This is a genomic window from Sphingomonas sp. (assembly GCF_036402235.1).
GTDB lineage: Bacteria > Pseudomonadota > Alphaproteobacteria > Sphingomonadales > Sphingomonadaceae > Sphingomonas.
Window position 1 is genome coordinate 1 of the sequence record NZ_DASWTG010000015.1, and the last position, 24479, is coordinate 24479.

The 24479-nt window shown below is 69.3% G+C and carries 29 protein-coding genes and 1 tRNA gene; 14 read left to right on the top strand and 16 right to left on the bottom strand.

The features are described from left to right. Window positions 1-194: 194 nt before the first annotated feature. From VGD28_RS02435 to VGD28_RS02455, 5 genes are all read right to left on the bottom strand, one after another. A tRNA-Arg gene (locus tag VGD28_RS02435) sits at window positions 195-271 on the bottom strand. Between the two features lie 65 nt (window positions 272-336). After that, window positions 337-774 carry a DUF1178 family protein gene (locus tag VGD28_RS02440; protein ID WP_331026743.1) on the bottom strand — a complete coding sequence of 146 codons (438 nt, stop codon included), beginning with the start codon at window positions 772-774 and terminating at the stop codon, window positions 337-339. Next, window positions 771-1598 (bottom strand): carbon-nitrogen hydrolase family protein, encoded by an 828-nt coding sequence (locus VGD28_RS02445; protein WP_331026744.1) that lies wholly within the window; start codon window positions 1596-1598, stop codon window positions 771-773. Before VGD28_RS02445 ends, VGD28_RS02440 begins: the two co-directional genes overlap by 4 nt. Then, window positions 1595-1852, bottom strand: coding sequence for a glutaredoxin 3 (grxC, locus tag VGD28_RS02450; RefSeq protein WP_331026745.1), 258 nt, complete (start codon window positions 1850-1852; stop codon window positions 1595-1597). Before grxC ends, VGD28_RS02445 begins: the two co-directional genes overlap by 4 nt. Before the next feature lie 33 nt (window positions 1853-1885). Continuing rightward, window positions 1886-2620 carry a ComF family protein gene (locus VGD28_RS02455; protein WP_331026746.1) on the bottom strand — a complete coding sequence of 245 codons (735 nt, stop codon included), beginning with the start codon at window positions 2618-2620 and terminating at the stop codon, window positions 1886-1888. Window positions 2621-2677: 57 nt separating this feature from the next. Here VGD28_RS02455 and VGD28_RS02460 point away from each other — a divergent pair, with 57 nt between their 5' ends. Further along, complete coding sequence (locus tag VGD28_RS02460) at window positions 2678-3523, top strand: methyltransferase domain-containing protein (RefSeq protein WP_331026747.1); 846 nt, start codon at window positions 2678-2680, stop codon at window positions 3521-3523. Here the strand turns inward: VGD28_RS02460 and VGD28_RS02465 are convergent. After that, window positions 3520-3948 (bottom strand): (deoxy)nucleoside triphosphate pyrophosphohydrolase, encoded by a 429-nt coding sequence (locus tag VGD28_RS02465; RefSeq protein ID WP_331026748.1) that lies wholly within the window; start codon window positions 3946-3948, stop codon window positions 3520-3522. The two genes, VGD28_RS02460 and VGD28_RS02465, sit on opposite strands and share 4 nt — an antisense overlap. A gap of 70 nt (window positions 3949-4018) precedes the next feature. On the opposite strand from VGD28_RS02465, the gene VGD28_RS02470 reads away from it, so the two are divergent. After that, entirely contained in the window at window positions 4019-4201 is a 183-nt protein-coding gene (locus VGD28_RS02470; protein WP_331026816.1) for a Flp family type IVb pilin, read from the top strand. Window positions 4202-4331: 130 nt separating this feature from the next. Continuing rightward, the gene (locus tag VGD28_RS02475; RefSeq protein ID WP_331026749.1) at window positions 4332-4499 is read left to right on the top strand and encodes a Flp family type IVb pilin; all 168 of its coding nucleotides are present in this window, start codon (window positions 4332-4334) and stop codon (window positions 4497-4499) included. Window positions 4500-4855: 356 nt separating this feature from the next. Here VGD28_RS02475 and VGD28_RS02480 read toward each other — a convergent pair whose 3' ends face one another. The 4 genes from VGD28_RS02480 to VGD28_RS02495 are packed head-to-tail and all read right to left on the bottom strand — an operon-like array spanning window position 4856 to window position 8659. Beyond that, complete coding sequence (locus VGD28_RS02480) at window positions 4856-5803, bottom strand: acetyl-CoA carboxylase carboxyltransferase subunit alpha (RefSeq protein WP_331026750.1); 948 nt, start codon at window positions 5801-5803, stop codon at window positions 4856-4858. A 9-nt stretch (window positions 5804-5812) separates the two neighbouring features. After that, the gene (locus tag VGD28_RS02485) at window positions 5813-6742 is read right to left on the bottom strand and encodes a tyrosine recombinase (RefSeq protein ID WP_331026751.1); all 930 of its coding nucleotides are present in this window, start codon (window positions 6740-6742) and stop codon (window positions 5813-5815) included. Next, the gene (locus VGD28_RS02490; RefSeq protein WP_331026752.1) at window positions 6739-8541 is read right to left on the bottom strand and encodes a hypothetical protein; all 1803 of its coding nucleotides are present in this window, start codon (window positions 8539-8541) and stop codon (window positions 6739-6741) included. The genes VGD28_RS02485 and VGD28_RS02490 overlap by 4 nt, the downstream gene beginning before the upstream one ends. Continuing rightward, window positions 8522-8659, bottom strand: coding sequence for a hypothetical protein (locus VGD28_RS02495; protein WP_164519405.1), 138 nt, complete (start codon window positions 8657-8659; stop codon window positions 8522-8524). Before VGD28_RS02495 ends, VGD28_RS02490 begins: the two co-directional genes overlap by 20 nt. Before the next feature lie 83 nt (window positions 8660-8742). Between VGD28_RS02495 and VGD28_RS02500 the strand changes: the two genes are divergently transcribed. Both VGD28_RS02500 and aroB read left to right on the top strand, forming a co-directional pair. Then, window positions 8743-9282 carry a shikimate kinase gene (locus VGD28_RS02500; protein ID WP_331026753.1) on the top strand — a complete coding sequence of 180 codons (540 nt, stop codon included), beginning with the start codon at window positions 8743-8745 and terminating at the stop codon, window positions 9280-9282. Next, window positions 9279-10382 (top strand): 3-dehydroquinate synthase, encoded by a 1104-nt coding sequence (aroB, locus tag VGD28_RS02505; RefSeq protein ID WP_331026754.1) that lies wholly within the window; start codon window positions 9279-9281, stop codon window positions 10380-10382. The genes VGD28_RS02500 and aroB overlap by 4 nt, the downstream gene beginning before the upstream one ends. A 138-nt stretch (window positions 10383-10520) precedes the next feature. On the opposite strand, the gene dnaA is transcribed toward aroB, so the two are convergent. The 3 genes from dnaA to mutM all read right to left on the bottom strand — a co-directional run bounded on the left by dnaA (window position 10521) and on the right by mutM (window position 13640). Next, window positions 10521-11894 (bottom strand): chromosomal replication initiator protein DnaA, encoded by a 1374-nt coding sequence (gene dnaA, locus VGD28_RS02510; RefSeq protein ID WP_331026755.1) that lies wholly within the window; start codon window positions 11892-11894, stop codon window positions 10521-10523. Window positions 11895-12347: 453 nt separating this feature from the next. Beyond that, complete coding sequence (rpsT, locus tag VGD28_RS02515; protein WP_331026756.1) at window positions 12348-12611, bottom strand: 30S ribosomal protein S20; 264 nt, start codon at window positions 12609-12611, stop codon at window positions 12348-12350. Between the two features lie 216 nt (window positions 12612-12827). Next, window positions 12828-13640 (bottom strand): bifunctional DNA-formamidopyrimidine glycosylase/DNA-(apurinic or apyrimidinic site) lyase, encoded by an 813-nt coding sequence (gene mutM / locus VGD28_RS02520; RefSeq protein WP_331026757.1) that lies wholly within the window; start codon window positions 13638-13640, stop codon window positions 12828-12830. A 56-nt stretch (window positions 13641-13696) separates the two neighbouring features. On the opposite strand from mutM, the gene VGD28_RS02525 reads away from it, so the two are divergent. Genes VGD28_RS02525 through VGD28_RS02565 form a run of 9 tightly spaced genes read left to right on the top strand, consistent with a single transcriptional unit; the run spans window position 13697 to window position 21051 of the window. Next, a complete protein-coding gene (locus tag VGD28_RS02525; RefSeq protein WP_331026758.1) occupies window positions 13697-14428 on the top strand; it encodes a class I SAM-dependent methyltransferase in 732 nt (243 codons plus the stop codon). Further along, a complete protein-coding gene (gene ubiB / locus VGD28_RS02530) occupies window positions 14425-15957 on the top strand; it encodes a 2-polyprenylphenol 6-hydroxylase (RefSeq protein WP_331026759.1) in 1533 nt (510 codons plus the stop codon). The genes VGD28_RS02525 and ubiB overlap by 4 nt, the downstream gene beginning before the upstream one ends. A gap of 34 nt (window positions 15958-15991) precedes the next feature. Beyond that, window positions 15992-17086: a hypothetical protein gene (locus tag VGD28_RS02535; RefSeq protein ID WP_331026760.1), complete on the top strand. Its 1095-nt coding sequence runs from the start codon at window positions 15992-15994 to the stop codon at window positions 17084-17086. Further along, window positions 17083-18258 carry a bifunctional phosphopantothenoylcysteine decarboxylase/phosphopantothenate--cysteine ligase CoaBC gene (gene coaBC / locus VGD28_RS02540; protein ID WP_331026761.1) on the top strand — a complete coding sequence of 392 codons (1176 nt, stop codon included), beginning with the start codon at window positions 17083-17085 and terminating at the stop codon, window positions 18256-18258. The genes VGD28_RS02535 and coaBC overlap by 4 nt, the downstream gene beginning before the upstream one ends. Further along, complete coding sequence (locus tag VGD28_RS02545; RefSeq protein ID WP_331026762.1) at window positions 18248-19054, top strand: alpha/beta hydrolase; 807 nt, start codon at window positions 18248-18250, stop codon at window positions 19052-19054. The genes coaBC and VGD28_RS02545 overlap by 11 nt, the downstream gene beginning before the upstream one ends. Then, window positions 19051-19500, top strand: a complete 450-nt coding sequence (gene dut, locus VGD28_RS02550; RefSeq protein ID WP_331026763.1) for a dUTP diphosphatase — start codon at window positions 19051-19053, stop codon at window positions 19498-19500. Before VGD28_RS02545 ends, dut begins: the two co-directional genes overlap by 4 nt. Continuing rightward, window positions 19500-19940, top strand: coding sequence for a hypothetical protein (locus VGD28_RS02555; protein WP_331026764.1), 441 nt, complete (start codon window positions 19500-19502; stop codon window positions 19938-19940). Before dut ends, VGD28_RS02555 begins: the two co-directional genes overlap by 1 nt. Continuing rightward, the gene (locus VGD28_RS02560; RefSeq protein ID WP_331026765.1) at window positions 19937-20704 is read left to right on the top strand and encodes a molybdopterin-synthase adenylyltransferase MoeB; all 768 of its coding nucleotides are present in this window, start codon (window positions 19937-19939) and stop codon (window positions 20702-20704) included. The genes VGD28_RS02555 and VGD28_RS02560 overlap by 4 nt, the downstream gene beginning before the upstream one ends. Next, window positions 20683-21051, top strand: coding sequence for a peroxiredoxin (locus VGD28_RS02565; RefSeq protein WP_331026766.1), 369 nt, complete (start codon window positions 20683-20685; stop codon window positions 21049-21051). The genes VGD28_RS02560 and VGD28_RS02565 overlap by 22 nt, the downstream gene beginning before the upstream one ends. Window positions 21052-21195: 144 nt before the next feature. Here VGD28_RS02565 and aac(3) read toward each other — a convergent pair whose 3' ends face one another. From aac(3) to VGD28_RS02580, 3 genes are read right to left on the bottom strand one after another with little or no spacing between them, the layout of a single operon-like run. After that, entirely contained in the window at window positions 21196-21990 is a 795-nt protein-coding gene (gene aac(3) / locus VGD28_RS02570) for an aminoglycoside 3-N-acetyltransferase (protein WP_331026767.1), read from the bottom strand. Then, on the bottom strand, window positions 21990-23327 hold the full coding sequence (locus tag VGD28_RS02575) for an amidohydrolase family protein (protein WP_331026768.1): 1338 nt from the start codon (window positions 23325-23327) through the stop codon (window positions 21990-21992). The genes aac(3) and VGD28_RS02575 overlap by 1 nt, the downstream gene beginning before the upstream one ends. 54 nt (window positions 23328-23381) lie before the next feature. Continuing rightward, window positions 23382-24473, bottom strand: coding sequence for an alpha/beta fold hydrolase (locus VGD28_RS02580; protein ID WP_331026769.1), 1092 nt, complete (start codon window positions 24471-24473; stop codon window positions 23382-23384). Window positions 24474-24479 lie beyond the last annotated feature (6 nt).

Sequence of the window (24479 nt, forward strand, 5' to 3'; positions counted from 1 at the left end):
GAAGCGCGCTTCGGATCGCCGATCCTTGCCCCGAGCTCCTCGGGACATGCCGGTGGAGAGCCCGGGGCTAGACGCCCGCCAGGAGTTGTCCCGCATGGGTGCGGTATCGCCGCCGATGTTCGGAACAAGACATGCCGCGAAGATGTGCGTCCGCGCCTGCGAAGTCAAACCGCTGGAGTTGCGAAACGGGAAAATGGTGACCCCGGCGCGATTCGAACGCGCGGCCCTCAGATTAGGAATCTGATGCTCTATCCTGCTGAGCTACGGAGTCACTCGACGCCTCAATAGCCAGCTTTGAAAGGCGCCGCCAACCCCGTTTTACAAGGGCAATCGGCATCAGTTGCGCTGTTCGGGCGGCACCACGGGCAGCGGAAGCGGCGCGACGGGCACGCCTTCCTCGATCAGCGCCTTCGCCTCCTCGGCGCTCGTCTGGCCGTGGATCGGAGCATGCGTCTCCTCGCCCAGGTGCATCGCCCGCGCCTTGTCCGCAAAGGCCATGCCGACCCATTGCGAGCCCTCGAGCATCTTCGCCTGCGCCTCGGCCAATGCGGCGATGAGCTGCTTGGGGTCCGGTCTTCCGGTTGCCGGAGCATCGCCGCGGCGATTGCCTTTGGCCGCGACATTCGGGGCCATCACCGCCTTGTCGATCACGCTGTCGCCGCACAGCGGGCAGACGATCAGCGTGCGCTCACGCTGGGTTTCATAATCGGCGCTCGATCCGAACCAGGCCTCGAACACATGGCCCCCGCCGCATTTGAGATCGAAGACGATCACGTCACGATCTCCACCGGAGGGATCGCGCGGCGATGCGCGAGCGCGGGGACGCGCGAGCGCACGTCGGTGACGCGCGACGGATCGATCTCGGCAAAGCCGAGGCCCGCGCCCTCGCCCATGTCGAGCAGCACCTCGCCCCACGGATCGATCGCCAGGCTATGGCCATAGGTCGCACGACCGTCTTCATGCTCGCCGGTCTGCGCGGCGGCGATGACGTGCACGCCCGCCTCGATAGCCCGTGCGCGCAGCAGCACATGCCAGTGCGCCGCACCCGTCGGGCGCGTGAAGGCCGCAGGCACCGACAACAGGGTCGCGCCCGCATCGGTCAGCGCACGGAACAAGTCGGGGAAGCGCAGGTCATAGCAGATGGCGAGGCCGAGCTTGCCGAGCGGGGTTGCGACCACCGCGGCGCCCGCGCCAGGCGCATAGGCATCGGATTCGCGCCAGCGCTCGCCCGTGGGCAGGTCGACGTCGAACAGGTGCAGCTTGTCGTAGCGCGCGCGGACCTCACCAGCGCCGTCGATCACGAAACCGCGATTGACGAAGCGCCCGTCCGCCTCGCCCTTCAGCGCCAGCGATCCCAGATGCACCCACAGGCCGTGCTTCGCCGCCGCCTCGCGCACTGCGGCCAGAACGCGATCGTCACCCTCGGCGGCGATGTTCGCCGCGGCCCGCTCGCGCTTGCGGTCGAGCAGGCCCGACATCTCCGGCGTGAACAGCATCGCCGCACCGCGCGCCGCTGCCTGCGCGATGCCGTCAGCCAGCGCGCGCGCATTGGCGAGCGGGTCGATCCCGCTCGTCATCTGGAGGATCGCAGCCTTCATCGGCCCAGCAGCGCGTCCAGCCTGCCCTCGCGCTCAAGCGCCGCCAGATCGTCCGATCCGCCGATATGGTCGCCGTCGATGAAGATCTGCGGCACCGTGGTCCGGCCGTTGGCGCGCTGGATCATCTCCTGCCGCTTGGGTCCGCCCATCGTGAGGTCGAATTCCTCGTAATCGGCGCCCTTGCTGTCGAGCAGCGCCTTGGCCCGCGCGCAGAAGCCGCAGAATGCCTTGGTGTAGATTTCGATCTTTGCCATCGCCTTCTGAGGTGAGAGCGCTGGCCGCCCTTGTCAATCTCCGGGATCGTCGGGGTCGAGCACGCGCGCCCAGCACAACACCGTCACCCGCGCGGCGCCCGCGCGCTTGAGCACGCGAGCGCAGGCATCGGTGGTCGCGCCGCTGGTATGGATGTCGTCGACCAGCACCACCGCCCGGCCCTTGAGCCTTTCCCATGCGCCGGGTGCCGTGCCGAATGCCCCCGCCACCGCCTTCGTCCGCCCCCGGGCGCCAAGCCCGCGCAGCACGGGCGTCGCCTTCACCCGGCGAAGCAGATCGATCTCGGCTGCAATGCCGGAGCGCCGCGACAGCTCCCGCGCGATCAACGCTGCCTGATTGAAGCCCCGCCCCCAGATCCGCCAGCGATGCAGCGGCACCGGGACGAGCAGGTCGGCGTCTTCGGGCATCAGCCGCAGCATGAGCCGTGCGGCGGTGGCGGCGTAGGCGGTGCGCCCGCCATATTTGAGCTTGAGCGCGAGCGTGCGCGCCGCCGGGCCATAGGCGACCGCCGCGCGCACTCCGTCATGCACGGGCGGCGTCGCGAGGCACTGGCCGCATTGCGCCACGGGGCCGCGGTCATAGTCGAACGGCAAGTTGCAGCTCGCGCACCAAGGCGGCGCGATCAGCGTCAACTGGCTCCAGCACGCCGCGCAGAAGCGATGGTCCGCCTCCACCACCTCGCCGCAGCCCGGGCAGCGTGGCGGGAGCGCCAGCGCGACGAGCTTCAGAACCGGTTCGGCTACCCCCATCGCGCGCCCCTCACAGCCTGCTTGTCGCGCGGGTGCGAACGCGGCACAAGCCGCCGCGTGACCGCCGCGACTCCCCCCGAAATCTTCGACCGCGCCCGCCGCCGCGCCCGCCGCGACCGCGCCGCGCCCCGTTTCTCCGAGGCATCCTTCATCCGGGACTGGATGCTCGAAGGGATCGGCGAACGGCTCGGCGCGGTGCGCCGCGACTTCACCGATGTGCTTGACCTGGGCTGTTTCGACGGCGGTTTCATGCCGCCGCCGGGCGCGCGCGTGACGCGGATCGACGCCGGTGCACGCTTCGCTGAAATGGCGGGCGGGATGCAGGGCGAGGAGGACCAGCCGCACTTCCCCGAGGCCAGCTTCGACCTCGTGATCGCTGCGGGCAGCCTCGATACGGTCAACGACCTTCCCGGCGCGCTCAGCCTGATCCGCCGCGCGCTGCGCCCCGACGGGCTGTTCCTCGGCGCGTTCCTCGGCGGCGGCACGCTGTCGACGCTGCGCGCGGTGCTGCTCGAAGCCGAGGCCGATCGTCCGGCAGCACGCGTCCATCCACAGATCGATGTGCGTGCCGCCGGCGACCTGCTGATGCGCGCCGGCTTTGCCTTGCCCGTCGCCGATGTCGAGACGCTCAGCGTGCGCTACGCCAGCCTGTTCGATCTGGTACGCGACCTGCGCGGCATGGCGGGCGCCAGCCTGTTGCCGTCGTCACCGCCGCTGAGCCGCGCCACGGTCGCCCGCGCTGCCGCGGGCTTTGCGACCCGCGCCGACGCCGAAGGGCGCACCACCGAGCGATTCGATGCGATCTTCCTCACCGGCTGGGCGCCTGATCCCTCACAGCCCAAGCCTGCCCGGCGGGGTTCGGCGACGGCATCGCTCGCCGCCGCGCTCAAGCCGAAGCGCTAGATCAAGGCCTCGAGCAGTCCGATCAGCGGCTTGTCCGCCGGCGGCATTTCGAGCCGGTGCAGCTCGAGCGGCCGCACCCATTTGAGCGCGGTCGCATGGTGCGCTTGCGGCACGCCACTCCATTTGCGCAGCGCGTAGAGGAGCAGCAGCAGGTGCCGGTCGCCCAGCGATTCGCTCGCGAAGGTCGCAGGGGCGAGGCAGGCGCGCTCGACGCCGATGCCCAGCTCCTCCTCAAGCTCGCGGCACAGCGCCGCCTCAGGCAGTTCGCCCGGGTCGACCTTGCCGCCGGGAAACTCCCAAAGGCCGGCCATCGGCTTGCCCGGCGGGCGCTGCTGCACCAGCACGCGGCCATCGCCATCCACCAGCGCCGCGGCGACCACCATCAGCAGTCCACGCTTCGACATCTCCAGATCGGAGTTTCCCATTCTCTGCATCGACAGTTCGTTAATCTTGCTTCTCTAGGTTCCGATAGCCCTAATCGGAGAAGGCCGCATGATGCGACCGATGAAGCCATTGCTGGCCCGCCTCCTGAATTGCCGTCGCGCCGCGACGGCAGTCGAATATGGTTTGATCATCGCCCTCATCGTCCTTGCGATGGTCGCGGCGCTCACTGAATTCGCGCGCACCACCACAGGCATGTGGAACAATATCAGCGAAACGGTTCAGGGCGCCCACTGACGCCGCGCGCGACTCCGCGCCTCTAAGTCCTTTGTTAACTTCCCCCCCGTAATTTCCGTCCTTGCTGGACTCGGGCTTTACCCGCGGACAGCCGGGTAACTGAAGCCAAGTGAACAGGATGGAGACCGGTATGAAGACGATCCGCAAGATTTTTGGCAACAAGAAGGGCGCCACCGCCATCGAGTACGGCCTGATCGCCGCTCTGATCGCCGTCGCCGCGATTGCCGCGATGCAGGGCCTGGGCAACCAGCTCACCAAGACCTTCACCAACGTTTCGTCGCACATGGCGAAGGGCTGAGCCCTTTCGCTTCAAAGACGGAAGACGGGGCGGCGGACCATGGGTTCGCCGCCCTTTTTTATTTGCCGGGGCAAACCGGTCCGCGGGTTCAGGGTCGAAACTCGATTAGAACGAGGATCGAGATTGCCCGTGGAAGGCCGCCGACAAGGAGTGCAGCGCAGACGCGTAGCGGCGCTACGCGCAAGCAAGCGACGCAGCTCGGCGGCCTTCCACGGGCAACCGCGCAGCGGCGGGCCGAATTTGCCGACAGGACGTCGTCGCGCGTCGGTCACGATGCGCCGCATCGCTTCCTTCTTGCTTCTCGCCTGCCGACAAATTCGGCTCCGTCTCGACCTCGTTCTAATCGAGTTTCGACCCTAGGCGCGGCCCATCGCCAAGAACTTGGCGCGCCGGCCCTGACGCAGCGTCTGGGCATCCTGTCCTGCCAGCTCGGCCAGCGCCCGCTCGATCGCGTCGCCCAGCGCATCGATCGCCGCATCGCGGTCGCGGTGCGCGCCGCCCAGCGGCTCCGGCACGATCGTATCGATCACGCCCAGCTCCTTGAGGTGCTGCGCGGTGATCTTCATCGCCTCGGCCGCGTCCGCCGCCTTGTCCGCGGTGCGCCACAGGATCGAGGCGCAACCTTCGGGCGAGATCACCGAATAGACCGCATGCTCCATCATCAGCACGCGGTTGCCCGCGGCGAGCGCCACCGCGCCGCCCGACCCGCCCTCGCCCAGGATCGACGCCACCAGCGGCACGCCGGCGTTGAGGCATGCCTCGGTCGAGCGGGCGATCGCCTCGGCCTGCCCGCGCTCCTCGGCCTCCATGCCGGGAAAGGCGCCGGAGGTATCGACCAGCGTGATCACGGGAATGCCGAACTTGTCGGCGAGCTCGACCAGGCGGATCGCCTTGCGATAGCCTTCGGGCTTGCCCATGCCGAAATTATGCTTGAGGCGGCTGGCGGTATCGTCGCCCTTTTCGTGCCCGATCACCATCACGCGCTGTCCACGGAAGCGGCCGAGGCCGCCCTGGATCGCCGCATCGTCGGCAAAGGCGCGGTCGCCGCCCAGCGGCATGAAATCGGTGATCAGCCGCGCGACATAATGCTTGAAGTGCGGCCGCTCCGGATGGCGCGCCACCAGTGTTTTCTGCCACGGCGTAAGGCGCGCATAGGCATCGCGCAGGAACTTGTCCGATTTCGCCTGCAACTTCGCGACTTCGCTGTCGATGTCGACCTCGCCGCCGGCCGCTGCGTCGCGCAGCTCGTCGATGCGGGCCTGAAGCTCGGCAATCGGCTTCTCGAATTCGAGGAAAGTAGCCATCGCGGCGCCCTATGCCCCCCGGTCCTTCGCGTCAACGCGTGGTTTGTCCGCCAGCGGATGCCGCTGGTTGACCAGTTGGACCAGCCGGCTGCTGTCGACATGGGTGTAGATCTCGGTCGTCGCGATATCGGCATGGCCGAGCATCGCCTGCAGAGCGCGCAGATCGGCGCCGCCCTCCAGCAGATGCGTGGCGAAGGCATGGCGCAGCACGTGCGGGCTGATCCGCTCGGCCGGGATTCCGGCTTCGGCCGCAAGCGTGCGAATCATCTGATAGAGCCGAACCCGGCTGAGATGCGCCTTCCCCGACGGGAACAGCCAGGGCCGCGTCGCGTCGACCTGCTCGCGCCACACCGCGACTGCCGCCCGTGCCCGGTCGGACAGCGGCACCAGCCGCTCGCGCCCGCCCTTGCCCTTCAGGATCAGATAGGGCTTGTCGGGCTGCACCGCATTGCGTGGCAGCGACACCAGTTCGGTCGCGCGCAGGCCGGAGCCGTAGAGCAGCTCGACCAGCGCCAGCAGCCGCAGGTCGCGCGGGTCCTTCGGCTCGCGCTCGATCCGCGCCTGGATCGCCGCGAACAGCCGGTCGACATCGGCCGCGGACAGCGTCTTGGGCAGCCCGCGCCCGCTCCCCGGCCGGGGCAACGCGGCGCCGGGATCATCGGCGCGCAGGCCCTCGTCCGCCAGAAACGCGAAGAAGCGCCGCAGCGCCGCCGACTTGCGCGCGACGGTGGCACGGGAGAGATCGCGCCATTCGTGCGCGAGCTCCTCGATTCGCCCGCGATCGGCGTCCGCCAGCCTGCCCGCCAGCGCGGTCGAGGCGAGGCGCAGATCGGTGCCATAGGCGGCGAGCGTGTTGGCCGAAGCCCCCGCCTCCGCCGCCATCATCTCGAGAAAGCGCTCGATCAGCGCGCGGTCGTCGCCGGTCGCGGGCGCGCTCAAGTCCGCGTGATCGCCTCGACGGCGATCATCCGCGCATAGCCGCCCAGCCCGACGCGGGTGAGCGCGCGAGTGATGTGGTAGAGCGCCTCGGGCGACACGCCGGCCCAGACCCGCGTCTGCATCCCCGTTGCGGCGAGCAACACCACGGTGCCCGGCTCGCCCCGCTGCGCCGCCTCGTCGATCGCACGGGTCCAGGCGTTGGCGGCTTCGACATTGACGCCCGCGCTGCGCATCAGCTGCGCGCCGTCGCTTTCGGAGACGCGGCCCGCTCCCGCCATCGCTGCGGCCATCAGCGCGCTGCCCTCGCCGCGATAGGCCCCGGCGTCCCCCGCCGAGACCGGGCGGCCCGACGGATCGGCGAGCAGCAGCATCGCCCAGCCCTTGCTCCCGCGCGAGGCGATGTCACGCCAGCGCATCGCCGCGCGATCGAGCCCCGCGCTCAGCATCGACGCGATCAGCCGGTCGGCATCCTCGCGCAGGGCCGCGTCGGGATTGAGCCGCGCCGCGGCCCGCGCCGTCAGGATCAGCCGGCTGTACCTTCCACCTGCGCTCTGCGGCTCGTCCCACAGCGCGCGCATCCGCTCGACGCGCTCGGCCGGAGTCGCCGCCGTGAAGGCGGCCCGCAGGTCGCGGGCGACCGCCACCTCGGTGGTGGTCGCGTCTTCCTGTTCCTCGATCTCGCCATAAAGGTCGGTCAGCGCCTGGCTCGAGAAGACGCCCTGGCCCGCCGCGGCCTCCGCCGCCGCGATCCGGTCGCGCCAGCCGAGCATCGGCGCGGTCGCGCGCCAATAATTCACCTGCGGACCGGCGGTGCCATAGAGTTCCGCGGGAACATCCGTCGCCGAAGCGACCGCGAGGCCCCAGCGCCACGCGCTCAGCTGATCGACGGCATCCCATTCAATCGTCACCGCGCGGCGGCCAGACACGCCCATGCCGACGACCTTTTCGGCGAGCAGCAGATCGATCGAATTGTTCATGCGGCGGCGAGCGGCATCGATCAGCGGCCCGGCCTTGCTGGGATTGCCTTCCAATCCCGCGCACATCGCCTCGGCAAAGCGCCAATTGCGGTCCGGCGCGGCGCGCAGGGCGGGCGTTACCATCGGGCACATCCCGCCCGGATCGGCGGTGGCGAGCATCGCCTGCATCCCCACCTGGAACAGCTTGGGGGTATAGTTGGCGATATCGACCGACTGTACCATCGCGCGCGCGGCCTCGGCCTCGCCCATGCGGACCAGCAGCCAGGCACGCTCGGCGGCGAAGTCCGCGCCGTTGAGGCCGGCGGGCGTGTCGACACGCGACAGCAGCGCGCGGCGCAGCGCGATCGACAGCCAGCGTGACGCGATCGGCACATCGATCCGCCGCATCAATGCCTGCAGGAAGCCGCCATCGGCACGGCCGAACGCGTTCGCCGGCAACCCGTCGCTCGCGGTTGAGGACGGCCCCACCTGCGCCAGCGAGCGCTTGGCAAAGTCGGGCAGCTCGTAGCGCTGGATCACCGCGTAATCGATCTCGCCCGGCACCCCGGTCGGGGTCGCACCAGGCGTCGGGAGCGGCAATGGCAGCGGCACACCCGGCGCCGTGGCCGTGGTGCCGCCCGGCGCGGGCGCGGGGCGCGGCGCGCCCGGTTGCGCAGGCGCGGGCGCAGGAACCGGCGCCGGAGCGGGCGCAGGGACCGGATCGTCGAACCCGGGCGGCAGCAGCGATTCGGGGCGGTCCTGGCCCAGCGCGGGGATTCCCACGCCGGCCGCCAGCACCACGCCGAGCGCGGTCAGCCCGATACTAGTTGGCGAGATTTTCAAGCGGCACGACCTTCTCGACGGTCACCGGCTGCTTCTCGGTGTTGCGTCCCGACAGGAAGAACAGGCCGCCGATCAAGAGCACGGCGACCACGATGATGATGACGAGCGAACGGGACATCGACCCCCTCAAGGAACGGAATTCGGTACAGGCGTTCAGGCCTTTTGCCCGAGCGCGGCCCTCGCTGTATAGCCCCCGCGACCATGCTGCAAACCCACGCTGCCCATCCCTTCGTTCCATCGCGGCCGATCGTGCTGATCGGGCTGATGGGCGTGGGCAAGACCACGATCGGGCGCCGCCTCGCCCAGCGGCTGCATCTTCCGTTCGTCGATGCCGATGCGGAGATCGAATCGGCCGCTGGGATGACCATCGCCGAGATCTTCGAGCGGTTCGGCGAGGCGCATTTCCGCGATGGCGAGCGGCGCGTGATCGCGCGGCTGGTGGACGGCAGCCCCAAGGTGATCGCGACCGGCGGCGGCGCCTTCCTCAATGACGAAACCCGCGCGCTGATCCTTGACCAGGCGACAACGATCTGGCTGGACGCGGCGCCGCATATCCTGGCGGAGCGCGTCACCAAGCGCGACCACCGCCCGCTGCTCCGTGGAAAGGATCCGTTGAAGGTGCTCACCGAACTCGCCGCCGTCCGCAACCCGGTCTATGCGCTCGCGCCGATCCATGTGGTGAGCAAGGTCGCGCCGCACGATGCGACGGTGAACGCGATCCTTGAGGCGTTGAGCGCATGAGGACGGTGCCGGTCGCGCTGGGCGCGCGCAGCTATGAGGTGCGGATCGAGAGCGGGCTGCTGGACCGCGCGGCCGAGCAGCTCATGCCCTTCGCGCGCAAGCGACCCTTCGTGATCGTCACCGACGCGAATGTCGCGCCACATGCGCAGCGGCTCGCGGCCAATCTCGCGGCCGCGAACCTCGCGAGCGAGACGATCATCCTGCCGCCGGGCGAAGGCACCAAGAGCTGGGGCCAGCTCGAATCGCTGCTCGACCGGCTGCTCGATCTCGGCATCGAGCGGGGCGACCATGTCATCGCGCTGGGCGGCGGGGTGATCGGCGATCTGGTCGGATTTGCCTCCGCCATCCTCAAGCGCGGCTGCAATTTCGTGCAGATCCCGACGACGCTGCTGGCGCAGGTCGACAGCTCAGTCGGAGGCAAGACCGCGATCAACAGCCGTGCGGGCAAGAATCTCGTCGGTGCGTTCCACCAGCCATCGGTCGTGCTGATCGACCCCGACCTGCTCGACACGCTGCCGCTGCGCGAGCAGCGTGCTGGCTATGCCGAGGTGGTGAAATACGGCCTGATCGACGATGCAGATTTCTTTGCCTGGTGCGAGGGCAATGGCGAAGCGCTGCTCGCGGGCGATCCCGACGCGCGCGCCTACGCTATCGCCCATTCGGTCGGCGCCAAGGCGCGCATCGTCGCCGATGACGAGCGTGAGACGACGGGGCGTCGCGCACTGCTCAATCTCGGCCACACCTTCGGCCATGCGCTCGAGGCAGAGACCGGCTTCTCCGACAGGCTGTTGCATGGCGAGGGCGTAGCGGCGGGCATGGCGCTCGCCTTTGCCTTCTCCGCGCGGCAGAGGCTGTGCCCGCCGGCCGATGCCGATCGCGTCGCGGCGCATCTCAAGGCAAGCGGCTTACCGCACGATCTCGCCAGCGCGGGCATCACCGCCAGCGGCGCACAGCTGGTCGAGCATATGCTCCACGACAAGAAAATGGACGCCGGCACCCTCCCCTTCCTGCTCGCGCAGGGGATCGGTGCGACCTATCTCGACAAGCACGTCGATCTGGCGGAGGTCGCGGCGTTCCTCGACGAGCAGCCGCGCCCTTGACCGTCACCCCAGCGGAAGCTGGGGCCTCCAGTCGCCCGCATCACGAGATCCCAGCTTTCGCTGGGATGACGGCAGAGGAAGTGGCTTGAGACGGAAGGCACAAGCCTCCCGCCCCGGTTCCCTCCGCTCGGGAGAAATTCAGGCTTCGAGCTGCCGCATCAGGCTCCGCACCGCGCCGTCAATCTCGCTGTCGGTGCCGCGCAGCTCCTCGATGCGGCGGACGGCGTGGATCACGGTGGAGTGATCGCGGTTGCCAAACTTGCGGCCGATCTCGGGCAGCGAGCGCGTGGTCAGGCGCTTGGCGAGGTACATCGCGATCTGGCGCGGGCGCGCGATCGCCACCGCACGGCGCTGCGACACCAGATCGAGCTGCTTGACGTCGAAATGCGACGACACCGCCTTCTGGATCTCGTCGATCGTGATGCGGCGCTGGCTGCCGCGCAGCGCCTCGCCCAAAACCGATTCGGCAAAGGCGATCGTCACCGCCTCGTCATTGAGCTGCGCATAGGCGACGAGCCGGTTGAGCGCGCCCTCGAGCTCGCGCACGCTGCTGCTGATCCGCGCGGCGAGCAGGTCGAGCACCTCGCCCGGAACCGCGGCACCGGGCATGTCCTCAAGCTTGCGATCGAGGATCGCGCGCCGCAAGCCGAGCTCCGCCGGCTTGATGTCGGCGGCAAGGCCCGCGCCGAGCCGCGACGCCAGCCGCGCCTCGATCCCCTCAAGCGCCAGCGGGCTGCGGTCGGCGGCGATGACCAGCCTTTTGCCCTCGCGCATGAACTCGTCGACCGTGTGGAAGAATTCCTCCTGCGTCGATTCCTTGCCAGCGATGAACTGGAGATCGTCGATCATCAGCAGGTCGACGCCGCGCAGCCGCGCCTTGAACGCGAACGTGTCCTTCTCGCGCACCGCGCGGACGAACTCGAACATGAAGCGCTCGGCGGGCATGTAGATCGCGCTCGCCTCCGGCCACGCCTCGAGAAAGGCGTGGCCGATGGCGTGCATCAGGTGAGTCTTGCCCTGTCCGGTCGAGCTGTGAAGGTAGAGCGGGCTGAAGCGCGGCTTGCCCGGCTCCGCCAGCGCCTTGGCGGCGTTGAACGCCACTCGATTCGACGTGTCGACCACGAACCGGTCGAAGGTGAAACGCGAATCGAATCGCGGTCGCTCGGCCGATACGGCAGGCCGGAGCGCGGCGGGCGACGCCGCCGTGGCAGGCGCCATGGCCGCCGCCGGCGATTCGGCCTCCGGGGCCAGCTCGCGCGATTCGCGCGCGAGCGTTTCGATCGAGACCGTGCGCACATCGGACAGCTGCGAGCGGAACTCCATCAGCAGCCGCTCAGCGTAATGGCTCTTCACCCAGTTGGTCATGAAGGGCGAGGGCAGGCCGAGACGCACGGTCTCGGGATCGCCGCTCTCGATCAGGACGATCGGCTTCAGCCACTGGTCGAACAGCCGCTGGCCTGCAGAGAGTCGCAGATTGCCGCGCACGCGTGTCCAGGCCTTGGCTTGATCCATCCCTTAGACACCCCTCTTCGTCATGGCCCGCGCGCGGGCACAGCTTTCCCAACGCGGAAAGCCCCCTCTCCGCACGTCGATTTCACTCAGGCAAAAGCTACCCCCAGCCGGAATCGCATCCGCACTGATTTGGCGCCCTTCGCTGATTCCGCCTGCGAGAAACGCCGCGGCGGAAGGTCGTTTTAGGGGGCATTTTTCGAGTCGATCAAGAGGGCGGCATGTAAAGAATCTGAAATAAGTAGGCTTGACTCGTTCCAGCCCCGGATTTCCGCGATTCAAGCCTCAAGCCGCTGGAATCGCGCCTGGAATTCGCAACGTTACAATGGCGTGACGACGCGACTCGCGCGAATCTGCGGGTTCGCGGACCCGAAGCATATCAAGCATTTGAACACGCATGAAAAACCCCGCCGGGGTCGTCCCAGCGGGGTTTCTAAATCGCTGAAATCGCGTGGCTCAGGCGAGCGCGGCGAGGCGCTTCGTCAGACGCGAAAACTTCCGCGCGGCGGTGTTTTTGTGCAGAACGCCCTTGGCCACGCCGCGCGCCAGTTCCGGCTGCATCGCCTTCAGCGCCGTCTCGGCCGCCGCCTTATCGCCCGACTCGAGCGCGCTCTCAGCCTTCTTGACAAAGGTGCGGATGCGGCTGACCCGCGCGCCGTTGACTTCGGCGCGGGCAGCGTTGCGGCGGATGCGCTTCTTGGCTTGCGGCGTGTTCGCCATGTAGATCTCGTTCCTATTTTCGATGCGAAAAGAGGCGCGGAAATCACATCCCCACGCCGGGAAAGCGCGCCCCTTAGCGAGGGCGGGCGATTCGGTCAACCTTGCTGGTCGAGTTCCGCACCGGCCCGCCCCCCACCCGGCCACCCACCGGATGCTGGCGCTGGGCGGCCGGGTGGGGAGCGGGCCGGTGCCGCTTCAGCGAAGACGGAACGCAAATCAGCGCTGGCATTTCGGGCACCAGAAGGTCGAGCGTCCGCCCTCCGCATAGCGCGCCACCGTGCCGCCGCACTCACACGGCTCACCCTCGCGCCCATAGACCTTGAACTGCTTCGAGAAATAACCGAGCTCGCCATCGGGCCGGGCATAGTCGCGCAGGCTCGATCCGCCCGCCTTGATCGCCGATTCGAGCACATCATGGACCGCGGCCACGAGCCGTTCGAGCCGCGGCCTCGTCAGCGATCCGCCAGCGCGTTGGGGCGAGATGCGCGATTCGTATAGCGCCTCGCACACATAGATGTTGCCCAGCCCCGCGACGATTCGCTGATCGAGCAGCAGCAGCTTGATCGAGGCGTTGCGCCCTTCGAGCGCCCGGCACAGATGCGCGGCGGTGAAACCCGGCCCCAGCGGCTCGGGGCCCAGCGCCTTGAATGCCGGCCAGTCCGCGACTTGCGCCGTCGGCACCAGATCGATCGACCCGAAGCGCCGCGGATCGTTGAGCGCGAGCGTGCGCCCTTCCTCGGTCTCGAGGATCAGGTGATCGTGCGCCAGCAGCTCGGCCGGGTCGATCCGCCAGCGGCCCGACATGCCGAGATGGAAGATCATCGTGTCGCCGCGATCGGTGTCGATCAGCCCATATTTGGCGCGGCGGCCGAGCGACGTGACGGTCGCGCCGGTGAGTCGCTGGCCTAGGTCCTCCGGCATCGGACGCCTGAGGTCCGGCCGTCGCATGAGCACACGGCGGATGCGGCGCCCCTCCAGCGCTGGGGCAAGACCGCGCACGGTCGTCTCGACTTCGGGAAGCTCGGGCATTGGATTGAGCTATGTTGCGTTTGCTCCGCCCACAAGCCTTGGCTAGAGCGCAGCGCATGACCGACACCGTCTCCTTCGGCTACGAAGATGTCACCCCCGAGGACAAGACCCGCCGCGTCGGCGGGGTCTTCTCCAGCGTCGCCTCCAGCTACGACCTGATGAACGACGCGATGTCGGGCGGGCTGCACCGCATCTGGAAGGACGTATTCGTCCGCCGGGTGAAGCCGCGCGCGGGCGAGGCGATCCTCGACATGGCCGGGGGCACCGGCGACATCGCCTTCCGCATGACCGAATCGGGCGCGGCGGTGACCGTCGCCGACATCAACCCCGACATGCTCGCCGTCGGCATCGAGCGCGCCGCCAAGCGCGGCATCGATGGACTCGTCTGGAGCGAGGCCAATGCCGAGACGCTGCAATGGCCCGACCGCTTCTTCGACGCCTACACCATCGCCTTCGGCATCCGGAACGTGACCGACATCCCCAAGGCGCTGCGCGAGGCGCATCGCGTGCTCAAGCGCGGCGGGCGCTTCTACGTGCTCGAATTCTCGACTACGGTCTGGCCTGGCTTCTCGGACGTGTACGACGCCTATTCGCACCACATCGTTCCCAAGCTCGGCAAGCTGCTGGCGAATGACGAGGACAGCTATCGCTACCTCATCGAATCGATCCGCCGCTTCCCCGACATGCCGACGTTCGAGCGGATGATCAAAGAGGCCGGCTTCGTGCAGACGCGCGTCGAGCCGATGCTGGGCGGCTTGGTGGCGATCCATAGCGGCTGGAAGATTTGACCGCCCCCGCCATTCATCTGTGGCGCCTCCTGAAATGGGGCCGCACGCTGGCGCGCCACGGCGCGCTGCGGGGGATCGAGCACGACCGCAACACGCCGCCGCTGGTACGCCGCGCCGCGCGTGTTCTTCGCTTCGGCGCGCGCATGCCCGAGACGCCGCGCTATGCCGACGCATTCCAGGCGATCGGCCCAGCCGCGATCAAGCTCGGCCAGACGCTGGCGACACGTGCTGACCTGATCGGCGAGGCCGCAGCGCACGATCTGATGCGGCTGCAAGACGCGTTGCCGCCCGTCCCCTTCCCGGTGATCCGCGCCGCGATCGAGCGCAGCTTCGAACGGCCGATCGCGGACCTGTTCGCGGAAATCGAGGAAGTGCCGATCGGCGCCGCCTCGATCGCACAGGTCCATCGTGCGACCACCACCGACGGCCGCCAGGTTGCGGTCAAGGTGCTGCGCCCGGGGATCGAGGCGGAGTTCGCCAAGGCGATCGACACCTATGAATGGGCGGCGGCACAGCTCGAGGCGCAAGGCGGCGAGATTGCGCGGCTGCGGCCGCGGCTGGTGATCGAGACCTTCAAGCGCTGGACCGCACGCGAGCTCGATCTGCGGCGCGAGGCCGCCTCCGCATCCGAGCTTTCCGAATCGATGGAGGCCGAGCCCGACTTCACCGTTCCCGCGATCGACTGGCAACGCACCACCGGCAAGGTGATGACGCTCGAATGGATCGACGGCATCAAGCTGTCGAACCGCGACGCGCTGCGCGCCGCCGGCCACGATACCGAGAAGCTCGCCAACACGCTGGTCCGCGCCTTTCTGCGCCAGGCGATCTCCGAGGGATTCTTCCATGCCGACATGCATCAGGGGAATCTGTTCGCGCTGCCGGGCGACCGCATCGCGGCAATCGATTTCGGGATCATGGGTCGGATCGACCGGCGCGCGCGCGTCTGGCTGGCGGAGATTCTCTACGGCCTGATCACCGGCAATTACCGCCGCGTGGCCGAGATCCATTTCGAGGCGGGCTATGTGCCCCCGCACCATAATGTCGAGGAGTTCGCGACCGCGCTGCGCGCGGTGGGCGAGCCGATGCGCGGGCTGCCGGTCAAGGACATGTCGGTCGGCATGATGCTCGACAGCCTGTTCAACATCACGCGCGACTTCGACATGCAGACTCAGCCGCATCTGCTGCTGCTCCAGAAGACGATGGTGATGGTCGAGGGCGTCGCGACGCGGCTGCATCCGGACATCAACCTGTGGGATTCGGCCGCGCCATTCGTGCGCGAATGGATCCGCACCGAGCTGGGCCCCGAGGCGTTCATCGCGGACCGGCTGGCCGAGGATCTCAAGACCCTCGCGCGCCTGCCCAAGCTGATCCGTAACATCGAGCGCCATTTTCCCGATCCCGGCGGCGCGCCGCCTGCGCCGCCGCTCAAGGAGATCGAGGTGGTGCGCGTCGGCGGCGGATGGCGCTATGCGGCGGTCGCGCTGCTCGCCGCAGGTGCGGGCGTCGCCGCAACGCTGCTGATCACCTGACAGCGCCGGTTCGTCGCGGTACAACCCCGCCCGAATGACCCATCCTCCCCTCTGGCTCGCGCACCCCAGCCGCTTCGCCGCACTCCCCGCGGCGCAGGCGCGGATTGTGCTGGGCGCGCTGGCCGCGCTGTTGCTCGCGTCGCTCACCGTGCTGGGCGTCCCTGCGCCCGCGCCCGATACGGCAAGCGCCCAGACCGATGTGGTGCTGTACGAGGGGATCGTCTCCGCGGTCGCGCACGGGGAGGATTACTACCGCGCCGCCGCCGACGCGCTGCGCGCCGGGAGCTATCCGCTGCGCCCCTTCCTGACCTTCCGCCTGCCCGGCCTCGCGGTGTTGCAGGGCATGCTGCCGCTCGCCGCGACGCTCGCGCTGCTCTGCCTGCTCGCCTTCGCCACCGCCTATGCTTGGTATCGCCGCCTGCGCACCGCCGTGGCGCGCGTGCCCGCCCTGCTCGCCGCCCTGTTCCTGCTCGCGGCGGGGATGCTCGCCTTCGTGCAGCCGGAGCTGGCCGTGTTCCACGAAATCTGGGGCGGGCTGCTGATCGCGCTCAGCCTGGCGCTGCGCCGCCCCGGCCGCTGGGTCGAGGCCGCGGCGGTCGCGCTGATCGCGATGCTGATCCGCGAGACCGCGGCGCTTTACGTCATGGTCATGGCCGCCCTCGCCTTTGCCGAGGGATTCCGGCGCGAGGCAATCGGCTGGGCGGCGACGCTTGGCACCTTCGCGCTGGTGCTCGCCGCGCACGCGGTCGCGGTACACGGGGTCACCGGACCGCTCGATGCCGCGTCGCCCGGATGGGCAGGGATGCACGGCTTCGGGCTGTTCGTGCGCGCGATGACGCTGGCGACCGGACTGACGCTGCTCCCGGCACTCGCCGCTGCGCCTTTGGTCGCGCTGGCGCTGTTCGGCTGGGCGAGCTGGCGCGATCCGCTGGCGCTGCGCGCGGCGGCGACCTTCTGCGGCTATGCGCTGGTGATCAGCCTCTTCGCGCGGCTCGACACTTTCTATTGGGGGCTGATGGTCGCACCGACCTTCCTGGTCGGCCTCGCCTTCGTGCCAGATGGCGTGCGTGATCTACTGGCACGCGCGCTCGACAGGCGGCGCGTGCAGGTGCAGAGGATCGAACGATGAAGCGCATCCTTCTGATCGTCGGCGGCGGGATCGCGGCCTACAAGGCCTGCGAGCTGGTCCGCCTCGCGCGCAAGGCCGGGATCGGCGTCACCTGCGTGCTCACCGCGGGCGGGCAGCATTTCGTGACGCCGATGACCCTCGCCGCCCTGTCCGAGAACCAGGTGTTCACGACGCTGTGGGACCTCAAGGACGAGGCCGAGATGGGGCATATCCAGCTCAGCCGGAACGCCGATCTGGTCGTCGTCGCGCCCGCCACCGCCGATCTGCTGGCGAAGATGGCGTCAGGCCATGCCGACGATCTCGCCACCACGCTGCTCCTCGCCACCGACAAGCCGGTGCTCGCCGCGCCGGCGATGAACGTGCGGATGTGGCAGCACGCCGCGACGGTTCGCAACGTCGCGCAGCTCCGCACCGATGGCGTCACCGTGATGGAACCCGACGAAGGGCCGATGGCGTGCGGCGAATACGGCCCCGGCCGCCTGCCCGAGCCCGCCGCGATCCTCGCCGCGATCGAGGCCGCGCTGGCGCCCGCCTCGGGGCCGCTCGCGGGCAAGCACGTCCTCGTCACCGCCGGGCCGACCCACGAGCCGATCGACCCGGTGCGCTACATCGCCAACCGATCATCGGGGAAGCAGGGGTTCGAGATCGCCGGCGCGCTCGCCGAGCTGGGCGCGCGCGTCACGCTTGTCGCCGGGCCGGTGACGCTGCCGACCCCGCGGGGGGTCGACCGGGTCGACGTCGAGACGGCGCGCGAGATGGCGCAGGCGGTCGATGCGGCGCTCCCGGCCGACGCCGCCGTGATGGTCGCCGCGGTTGCCGACTGGCGCACCGCGGACGCGGCGGAGCATAAGATCAAGAAGGGCGATGCCGCCTCTTCGCTGAACCTCACGGAGAACCCCGACATTCTCGCCACCCTGGGCCATGGCCCTCGCCGCCCCAAGCTGGTAGTCGGGTTTGCCGCTGAAACTGAACGGGTGATCGAGCACGCCACCGTGAAACGGACTCGCAAGGGCGCAGACTGGATTGTCGCCAACGACGTTTCCGGCGATGTGATGGGCGGAGATGCGAACACGATCCACCTCGTCACGGGCGGCCGCACCGAAAGCTGGGAACGGCTGTCGAAGCAGGATGTCGCGCGCCGCCTGGCGCAGAGGATCGCCGATGCGCTCTAGCCTGATCGCCCTGCTGCTGCTCGCGGGCTGCGCGGGCATGCCGCGCGGCGGCGCGGACGCACCGCTGCCCGAACCGCCCCTGTTCACCGAGACGCTGGGCGACGCCAAGCGCGACGCCGAGACGCTGTTCATCCTCGTCCATGGCGACGGCAAGGGCGGCACCGCGGTCGACCTCAGGCCCTTCGCCCAGTCGCTCGCCGCCGCCACCCCTACCAGTGCGGTCGTTCGGCTGCTGCGGCCGGGCTTCGACGACGGCGCCGGCAACCAGTCGCCGGGCGTGCAGGGCGAGGGCATCGGCGACAACTATACCGCCGATCGCATCGCGACGGTCGCCGACACCATCGCCGCGCTGCGGACCCGCTATCGCCGCGCGCGCGTGGTCGCGATCGGCGAAGGCGGCGGCGCGGCGATCGTCGCCAACATCGCCGGCCTCAAGCCGGATCTGCTCGACGGCATGGTGCTCGTCTCCTGCCCCTGCGCGCTGCCCGAATGGCGCCGCTACATGGCCGGGCGCGAGAAGCCCGCCGACCCGTGGCGCGGCAAGGTCGAGAGCCTCGATCCGTTGCAGACCGCGGGCGGCATCGCGCCGGACCTGCGCGCGGCGCTGCTCAGCGGCGGCGACGACCAGAAGGTGCCGGCGCGGTTCGCACGATCCTATGCCGAGGCGCTGACGCTGCGCGGCATCGCCACCGATTTCCGCATCCTGCCCGCGCGCGGCAGCAACATCCTCGACGATCCCCAGGTGATCGAGGCGGCCCGCCGCCTCGCCGCCGCCTTGCCCCGGAAACCCGCATGACCGCCGCGCCGATCACGATCGAACTGACCCGCCTGCCGCATGGCGAGGGCCTGCCCCTGCCCGCCTATGCCACCGCGGGCGCCGCCGGCATGGACGTGGTCGCGGCGGAGGACCTGATCCTCGCCCCCGGCGCGCGTCACGCCGTCGCCACCGGCTTCGCCATCGCGATCCCGGAAGGGTTTGAGGTGCAGGTGCGGCCGCGCTCGGGCCTGGCGCTCAAGCATGGTATCACCTGCCTCAACACGCCGGGCACGATCGACAGCGACTATCGCGGCGAGGTCAAGGTGATCCTGGCCAATCTCGGCGGCTATCCCTTCCCGATCGCGCGGGGCGAGCGCATCGCCCAGCTGGTCGCCGCGCCGGTGCAGCGCGCGGTGTTCGCGGAGGTCGCAACGCTCGACGAGACCGTGCGCGGCGCCGGCGGCTTCGGATCGACGGGGCGCTGATGGCGGGAGGCCTGATCCCTCTCCTGCTGCTTGCCGCCGGGGTGCAGGAAACCCCCGCGCCGCCGCCCGCGCCTGCGCCTGCGGCACCGCCTGAGCAGAGCGCCGGGATCGACTGGACCAAGCTTCCCGACCTGCCCTATCGCCAGCCGCCGCAAATGACGGCGCCGATGAACGCCTATGTCCAGGGGCAGGTGCGCGCGCACAAATGCCGCCAGCGGCGCACCACCGACGGCCGCCCCGCGATGCGCGTCGAGGTCGCGGTGCTGGTGCATCCCGAGGATGGCGTGCGCGCATCGATCCCCCGCGCGATCGGCTGCACCGCGGTCGAGCAATATGCCGCGGGCCTCGTCTCCGGCTTCGCGCGCAACAACCTGGCCCCGCGCGCCGCTGCCGCCGAGCAATGGTATCGCGCCACCGTCACCTTCGTCTGGAAGCAATGACCCTCCCCGATACGGGCCTGACCGACGAGGAGCTGGAGCGCTACGCCCGCCATATCGTGCTCAAGGAGATCGGCGGCACCGGGCAGATCCGGATCAAGGCCGCGCGGGTCGCGGTGATCGGGGCGGGCGGGATCGGGTCGCCGGCGCTCCAGTATCTCGCCGCGGCGGGCGTGGGGCGGCTGACCGTGATCGACGACGACCGCGTCGATCTCTCCAACCTCCAGCGCCAGACGCTGTTCGGCACGGGCGATGCGGGCGCGCGCAAGGGGAATGCCGCCGCGACGGCACTGCGCCGCCTCAACCCGCATGTCGCGGTGACGGCGCAGCCGCTTCGCATCGACGCCGGCAACGCCGCCGGCCTGCTCGCGGGGCATGATGCGATCCTCGACGGCACCGACAATTTCGATACCCGGCTGGCAGTGGCCGACGCCGCGCTGGCGTTGCGGATCCCGCTGATCGCCGCCGCCGTGGGCGAGTTCGAGGGCCAGATCGGCGTGTTCCGCGGCTGGGAGGCAGACAAGCCCTGCTATCGCTGCTTCGTAGGTGCGAGCCCCGAGACGCCTGGCATCAACTGCGCCGAGCAGGGCGTGATCGGCGCGCTGACCGGATTGATGGGCAGCCTCGCCGCGCTCGAGACGATCCGCGCGATCGTGCCGTTCGGCGAGGACAGCGCGGGCAAGCTGCTGATCGCCGACACGCTGGCGCTGCGCTTCCGCACGCTAAGCCTGCCCAAGGACCCCGGATGCCCGGCATGCGCGGCCTGACGATCATCGCCGCGGCCGCCGATGCGGAACGATTCCGCGCCGCGTTATCGCTGGCCTGCGCGCATGCCGCGCTGGGCGGCCGCGCCCGGCTCTATTGCCACGAGGCGGCGGTGACGCTGCTGGTGCCCGGCACCGATCCGGGCGATGCCGGACTGGCCGGCAAGGGGCTGGCGACACGCGAGCAGCTCCTTGCCGAGGCGCTCGAGAGCGGGGTGGCGCTGATCGCCTGCCAGACCGGCCTCGCCGCCGCGGGCATCGCCTTCGACGCGCTCGCGCCGGGTATCGAGCCGGGCGGGCTCGTCTCGCTGCTCGCCGCGCTGGGCGAGGACCGGCTGGTCACGCTCTAGATCGATGCGCCAACACCCCTCCCGCGCCAGGGGAGGTGGCGCGCCGCGCGACGGAGGGGGAGGAAACGAGCCGCTAGCGTATGGCGTCCGCCCCCTCCGTCAGCCTATAGCTGCCTCCTCCCCCCGGGGGGGGGAGGGCTGGAGTCAAGACAGCTCAGGCGCGTTCGCCTCGATCCATTCGACCGCGAAGGCCAGCATCGGCGCGGCATTCACGAGCACGCTGTCAGCGTCGCCGACCTTGCCGCGCACACCCTGCCCGCTCGCCAGGAACGCCTCGACGATCATGCCGAAATAGTCGTCGGCGAACCCTTCGCGCGGATCGGCGGTGTCGAATTCCTCGACCGTCCGCCAGTCAGTGCCGCCGCCGGCGGCGAACGGCACCTCCTTGCGCAGCACGCGCTTGGGGATGTCCGCCAGATGCTCGGCGTGATGGATCAGCGTCATCGTATCGAGCGGGGCGCCGAGCATCAGCACCTTGCCGCCCGCATGCGCCAGCTTCGCGAGGGGCGAGCCCGGCCCATAGCCATAATCGACTGGATGATCCGCGGTGAGCCACGCGGCGCCCGCGCCCACGGCCACCATCCGCGCGCCGGGATTGCCGCTGGCCGCCGCGCCGCGCGTCGTGCGCAACAGCTCGGGGAAGATGCCGTTGTCGCGGATCGCGCGCGATTCCGCCGGATCGAATGGCGGCACGTGCGCGCGCCACCACATCGGCACCCGGCCATGCTCGTCGAGCAGATCCTCGTAATTCGCTTCCCAATCGGCATAGGCCGCGACCGTGCCGTCCGGCCCGACCGCGTCGCGCAGCGCACCGATCACTGCATCGCCGCTGCCCAGCACGGGGCCGATCCGGCGCAGCGCCGCATGCACCATCACCAGATCGCCCGGCCCAAGGCCCAGCGTGCGCAGATCGGCGGCCAGTTCCGCGCGCGTGCGCATCAGTCCGCCGGGAAGCCTTGCCGCTTGCCGGCCGACTTGTGAACCACGCCATGGCGCATCACGAAATCGACCTTCTCCATCCGCGTCACATCCTCGAGCGGGCTGCCCGCGACCGCGATGATATCGGCGTCCTTGCCCGGCTCGATCGTGCCGATCGACGCGGATCGGCCCAGCGCCTCCGCCGCATTGACCGTCGCGGCCCTGAGCGCCTGCGCGGGGGTCATCCCTGCCTTCACCATCAGCGCGAACTCCCGGGCGTTGTCGCCGTGCTTCGAGACCCCGCTATCGGTGCCGAAGGCGACCTTGACCCCCGCGGCATAGGCTTTGGAATGGCTCGCAAAGGCCGCGGCGGCAGCCTCCTCGGCCTTGGGGATCGTGGCAGGCGGCAGCACGCCGGCACGCGCGAATTCCAGTGCGGCGGCGGGCGCCATCATGGTCGGTACGAGCCAGGTGCCCTTGGCCTTCATCGCGCGGATCGCTTCATCGTCGAGAAACGAGCCATGATCGATCGTGTCCACACCCGCCGCGATCGCAGCCTTGGTTCCCGCGACGCCGTGGCTGTGGGTCGCGACCTTACGACCAAGGCCGTGCGCGGTATCGACGATCGCCTTCATCTCCTCGTCGGTCATCGCGCGGCCCAGACCGCCCGAGACGTTGGAGAGCACGCCGCCGGTGGACATGTACTTGATCACCTGGGCTCCCAGCGCGACCTGCTGACGCACTGCGCGACGGCAATCGTCGGGGCCGTCGCAGGTATTGATCTTGTGCTGGTGGACGGCGTCGGCGAATTCCGCGCCCAGGCCGTTGGTCGGGTCCGCATGGCCGCCCGAAACCGAGACCGCAGTGCCGGCATTGACGATGGTGGGCCCGGCGATCACGCCGCGCTCCACGCCCTCGCGCATCGCCCGCATCCCACGGGAATTGCCGCCCAGATCCCGCACCGTCGTGAAGCCCGCCTCCAGCGTCACCCGCGCGTTGGCAATCGCGTACATCATTTCGTCGGCATCGTCGCGATTGACCGCGGTGAGCCGCTCGCGCAGCGGATCGCCGCCGATGCCCCACAGATGGACGTGCATGTCGACCAGTCCCGGCAGAACGAACCGGTCCTTGAGGTCGATCAGCTCGGCGCCGGCCTCGGGCGCCGCATGGCCGTCGTGCACTTCGGTCACCTTGCCGTCGCGCACGACGATCGTGCTCGGCCCGCGCGGCGCCTCACCCGGCCTGGCGAGCAGTGCGCCGGCATGGATGAACGCGACCTTTGGCGCGGGCGCCGCGGTCTGCGCGGCCAGCGGGGTGGTGGCAAGCAGAGCGGCGGTGACGGCGGCGATACGGCGCATTTCAGAACTCCCCTTTGTTGCGCGGGAAACTAGCGGCAACCCGGTCTGCCGCCATCACTTTTTCGAGTCTGAGCCGGTTAGCGGCAGCACGTGGGTGAGCAATGCGGCGAAGGTGCGTCCCGGCTCCTCGATCATCGGCAGATGCGCTGAATGCTCGAACCACACGACCTGCTTGCGCGGCGCCGAGAGACGGCCAGCCCAGTCGGCAGCGAGCTTCGAGTCGGTGGTCGTGTCGTGGCTGCCGAGGAACAGGATCACCGGCGTCTCGACCCGGCGCAGCGTGGTGAAGCTGACATCGGCGAGCCGCGGCCACAGCGTGGTGACGGTGAACAGGCTGCCGTCGATCCATGCCTTGCGGTCGGCGGCACTGTACTCGGGCGAGAGACGCGGCGCGCGCACGTAGAAATTGGCATCCTTGCGATAGGCCGCGAGCGAGCCGTAGCGGATCGCATATTTGCGCCACTCGTCGGCCTGCTGGATCGTGAAGCGATCGCCGTCGGGATAGGGCGCCAGCGCCGCCAACCCCTTCACTGCCTCCTGATCGCCGCGCGCCTGTGCCTGCGCCAGCGTCCACGCCATGCCGGCACGCTCATTCTCGCGCCAGTCGATGATCTGGCCCATGCCGATATAGGCGTGGAGCAGGTCGGGCCGCTTCGCCGCCACGGCGAGCCCCACGGCGGTGCCCCAGCTGTGCCCGAGCACCACCACCTTGCGTTTGCCGTAGCGTTTGCGCAGCGCGTCGATCAGCTCGATCGCATCGTCGCGATAGCGGTCGAACGTCATTGTCGGGGCGAGCGCCACGGGATCGTTGAGCGGATAGGAGCGCCCGGCCCCGCGCTGATCCCATTGCACGACCGTGAAATAGTCCTCCCATGGCCGCTGGAACGTCCAGGCGATCGGCATCTCGACCGCGCCGGGCCCGCCATGGATGAACAGCAGGATCGGGTTGTCGCGGTCCGCGCCGCGCACATTCACCACCTGGCGTGCGCCGCCGAGCGTCAGCTCAAACGTCTCCTGCACGCCATCTGGTGTCACGATGCGATTGATATCCGCGATGATCTCCTTCCCGGGCGCATAGGCGTCGGCCTGAGCAGCGGCCGGCAAAGCGACGAGCAACGACATGATCGGGGCGGCGATCCAGCGCATTCGGAA

Coding starts and splice junctions, on each gene's coding strand:
- VGD28_RS02445 (WP_331026744.1), bottom strand. CDS start 1,598: ATGAAGGCTGCGATCCTCCAGATGACGAGCGGGATCGACCCGCTCGCC.
- grxC (WP_331026745.1), bottom strand. CDS start 1,852: ATGGCAAAGATCGAAATCTACACCAAGGCATTCTGCGGCTTCTGCGCG.
- VGD28_RS02455 (WP_331026746.1), bottom strand. CDS start 2,620: ATGGGGGTAGCCGAACCGGTTCTGAAGCTCGTCGCGCTGGCGCTCCCG.
- VGD28_RS02465 (WP_331026748.1), bottom strand. CDS start 3,948: ATGGGAAACTCCGATCTGGAGATGTCGAAGCGTGGACTGCTGATGGTG.
- VGD28_RS02470 (WP_331026816.1), top strand. CDS start 4,019: ATGCGACCGATGAAGCCATTGCTGGCCCGCCTCCTGAATTGCCGTCGC.
- VGD28_RS02475 (WP_331026749.1), top strand. CDS start 4,332: ATGAAGACGATCCGCAAGATTTTTGGCAACAAGAAGGGCGCCACCGCC.
- VGD28_RS02480 (WP_331026750.1), bottom strand. CDS start 5,803: ATGGCTACTTTCCTCGAATTCGAGAAGCCGATTGCCGAGCTTCAGGCC.
- VGD28_RS02495 (WP_164519405.1), bottom strand. CDS start 8,659: ATGTCCCGTTCGCTCGTCATCATCATCGTGGTCGCCGTGCTCTTGATC.
- VGD28_RS02500 (WP_331026753.1), top strand. CDS start 8,743: ATGCTGCAAACCCACGCTGCCCATCCCTTCGTTCCATCGCGGCCGATC.
- aroB (WP_331026754.1), top strand. CDS start 9,279: ATGAGGACGGTGCCGGTCGCGCTGGGCGCGCGCAGCTATGAGGTGCGG.
- dnaA (WP_331026755.1), bottom strand. CDS start 11,894: ATGGATCAAGCCAAGGCCTGGACACGCGTGCGCGGCAATCTGCGACTC.
- rpsT (WP_331026756.1), bottom strand. CDS start 12,611: ATGGCGAACACGCCGCAAGCCAAGAAGCGCATCCGCCGCAACGCTGCC.
- mutM (WP_331026757.1), bottom strand. CDS start 13,640: ATGCCCGAGCTTCCCGAAGTCGAGACGACCGTGCGCGGTCTTGCCCCA.
- VGD28_RS02525 (WP_331026758.1), top strand. CDS start 13,697: ATGACCGACACCGTCTCCTTCGGCTACGAAGATGTCACCCCCGAGGAC.
- VGD28_RS02535 (WP_331026760.1), top strand. CDS start 15,992: ATGACCCATCCTCCCCTCTGGCTCGCGCACCCCAGCCGCTTCGCCGCA.
- coaBC (WP_331026761.1), top strand. CDS start 17,083: ATGAAGCGCATCCTTCTGATCGTCGGCGGCGGGATCGCGGCCTACAAG.
- VGD28_RS02545 (WP_331026762.1), top strand. CDS start 18,248: ATGCGCTCTAGCCTGATCGCCCTGCTGCTGCTCGCGGGCTGCGCGGGC.
- dut (WP_331026763.1), top strand. CDS start 19,051: ATGACCGCCGCGCCGATCACGATCGAACTGACCCGCCTGCCGCATGGC.
- VGD28_RS02555 (WP_331026764.1), top strand. CDS start 19,500: ATGGCGGGAGGCCTGATCCCTCTCCTGCTGCTTGCCGCCGGGGTGCAG.
- VGD28_RS02560 (WP_331026765.1), top strand. CDS start 19,937: ATGACCCTCCCCGATACGGGCCTGACCGACGAGGAGCTGGAGCGCTAC.
- VGD28_RS02565 (WP_331026766.1), top strand. CDS start 20,683: ATGCCCGGCATGCGCGGCCTGACGATCATCGCCGCGGCCGCCGATGCG.
- VGD28_RS02575 (WP_331026768.1), bottom strand. CDS start 23,327: ATGCGCCGTATCGCCGCCGTCACCGCCGCTCTGCTTGCCACCACCCCG.
- VGD28_RS02580 (WP_331026769.1), bottom strand. CDS start 24,473: ATGCGCTGGATCGCCGCCCCGATCATGTCGTTGCTCGTCGCTTTGCCG.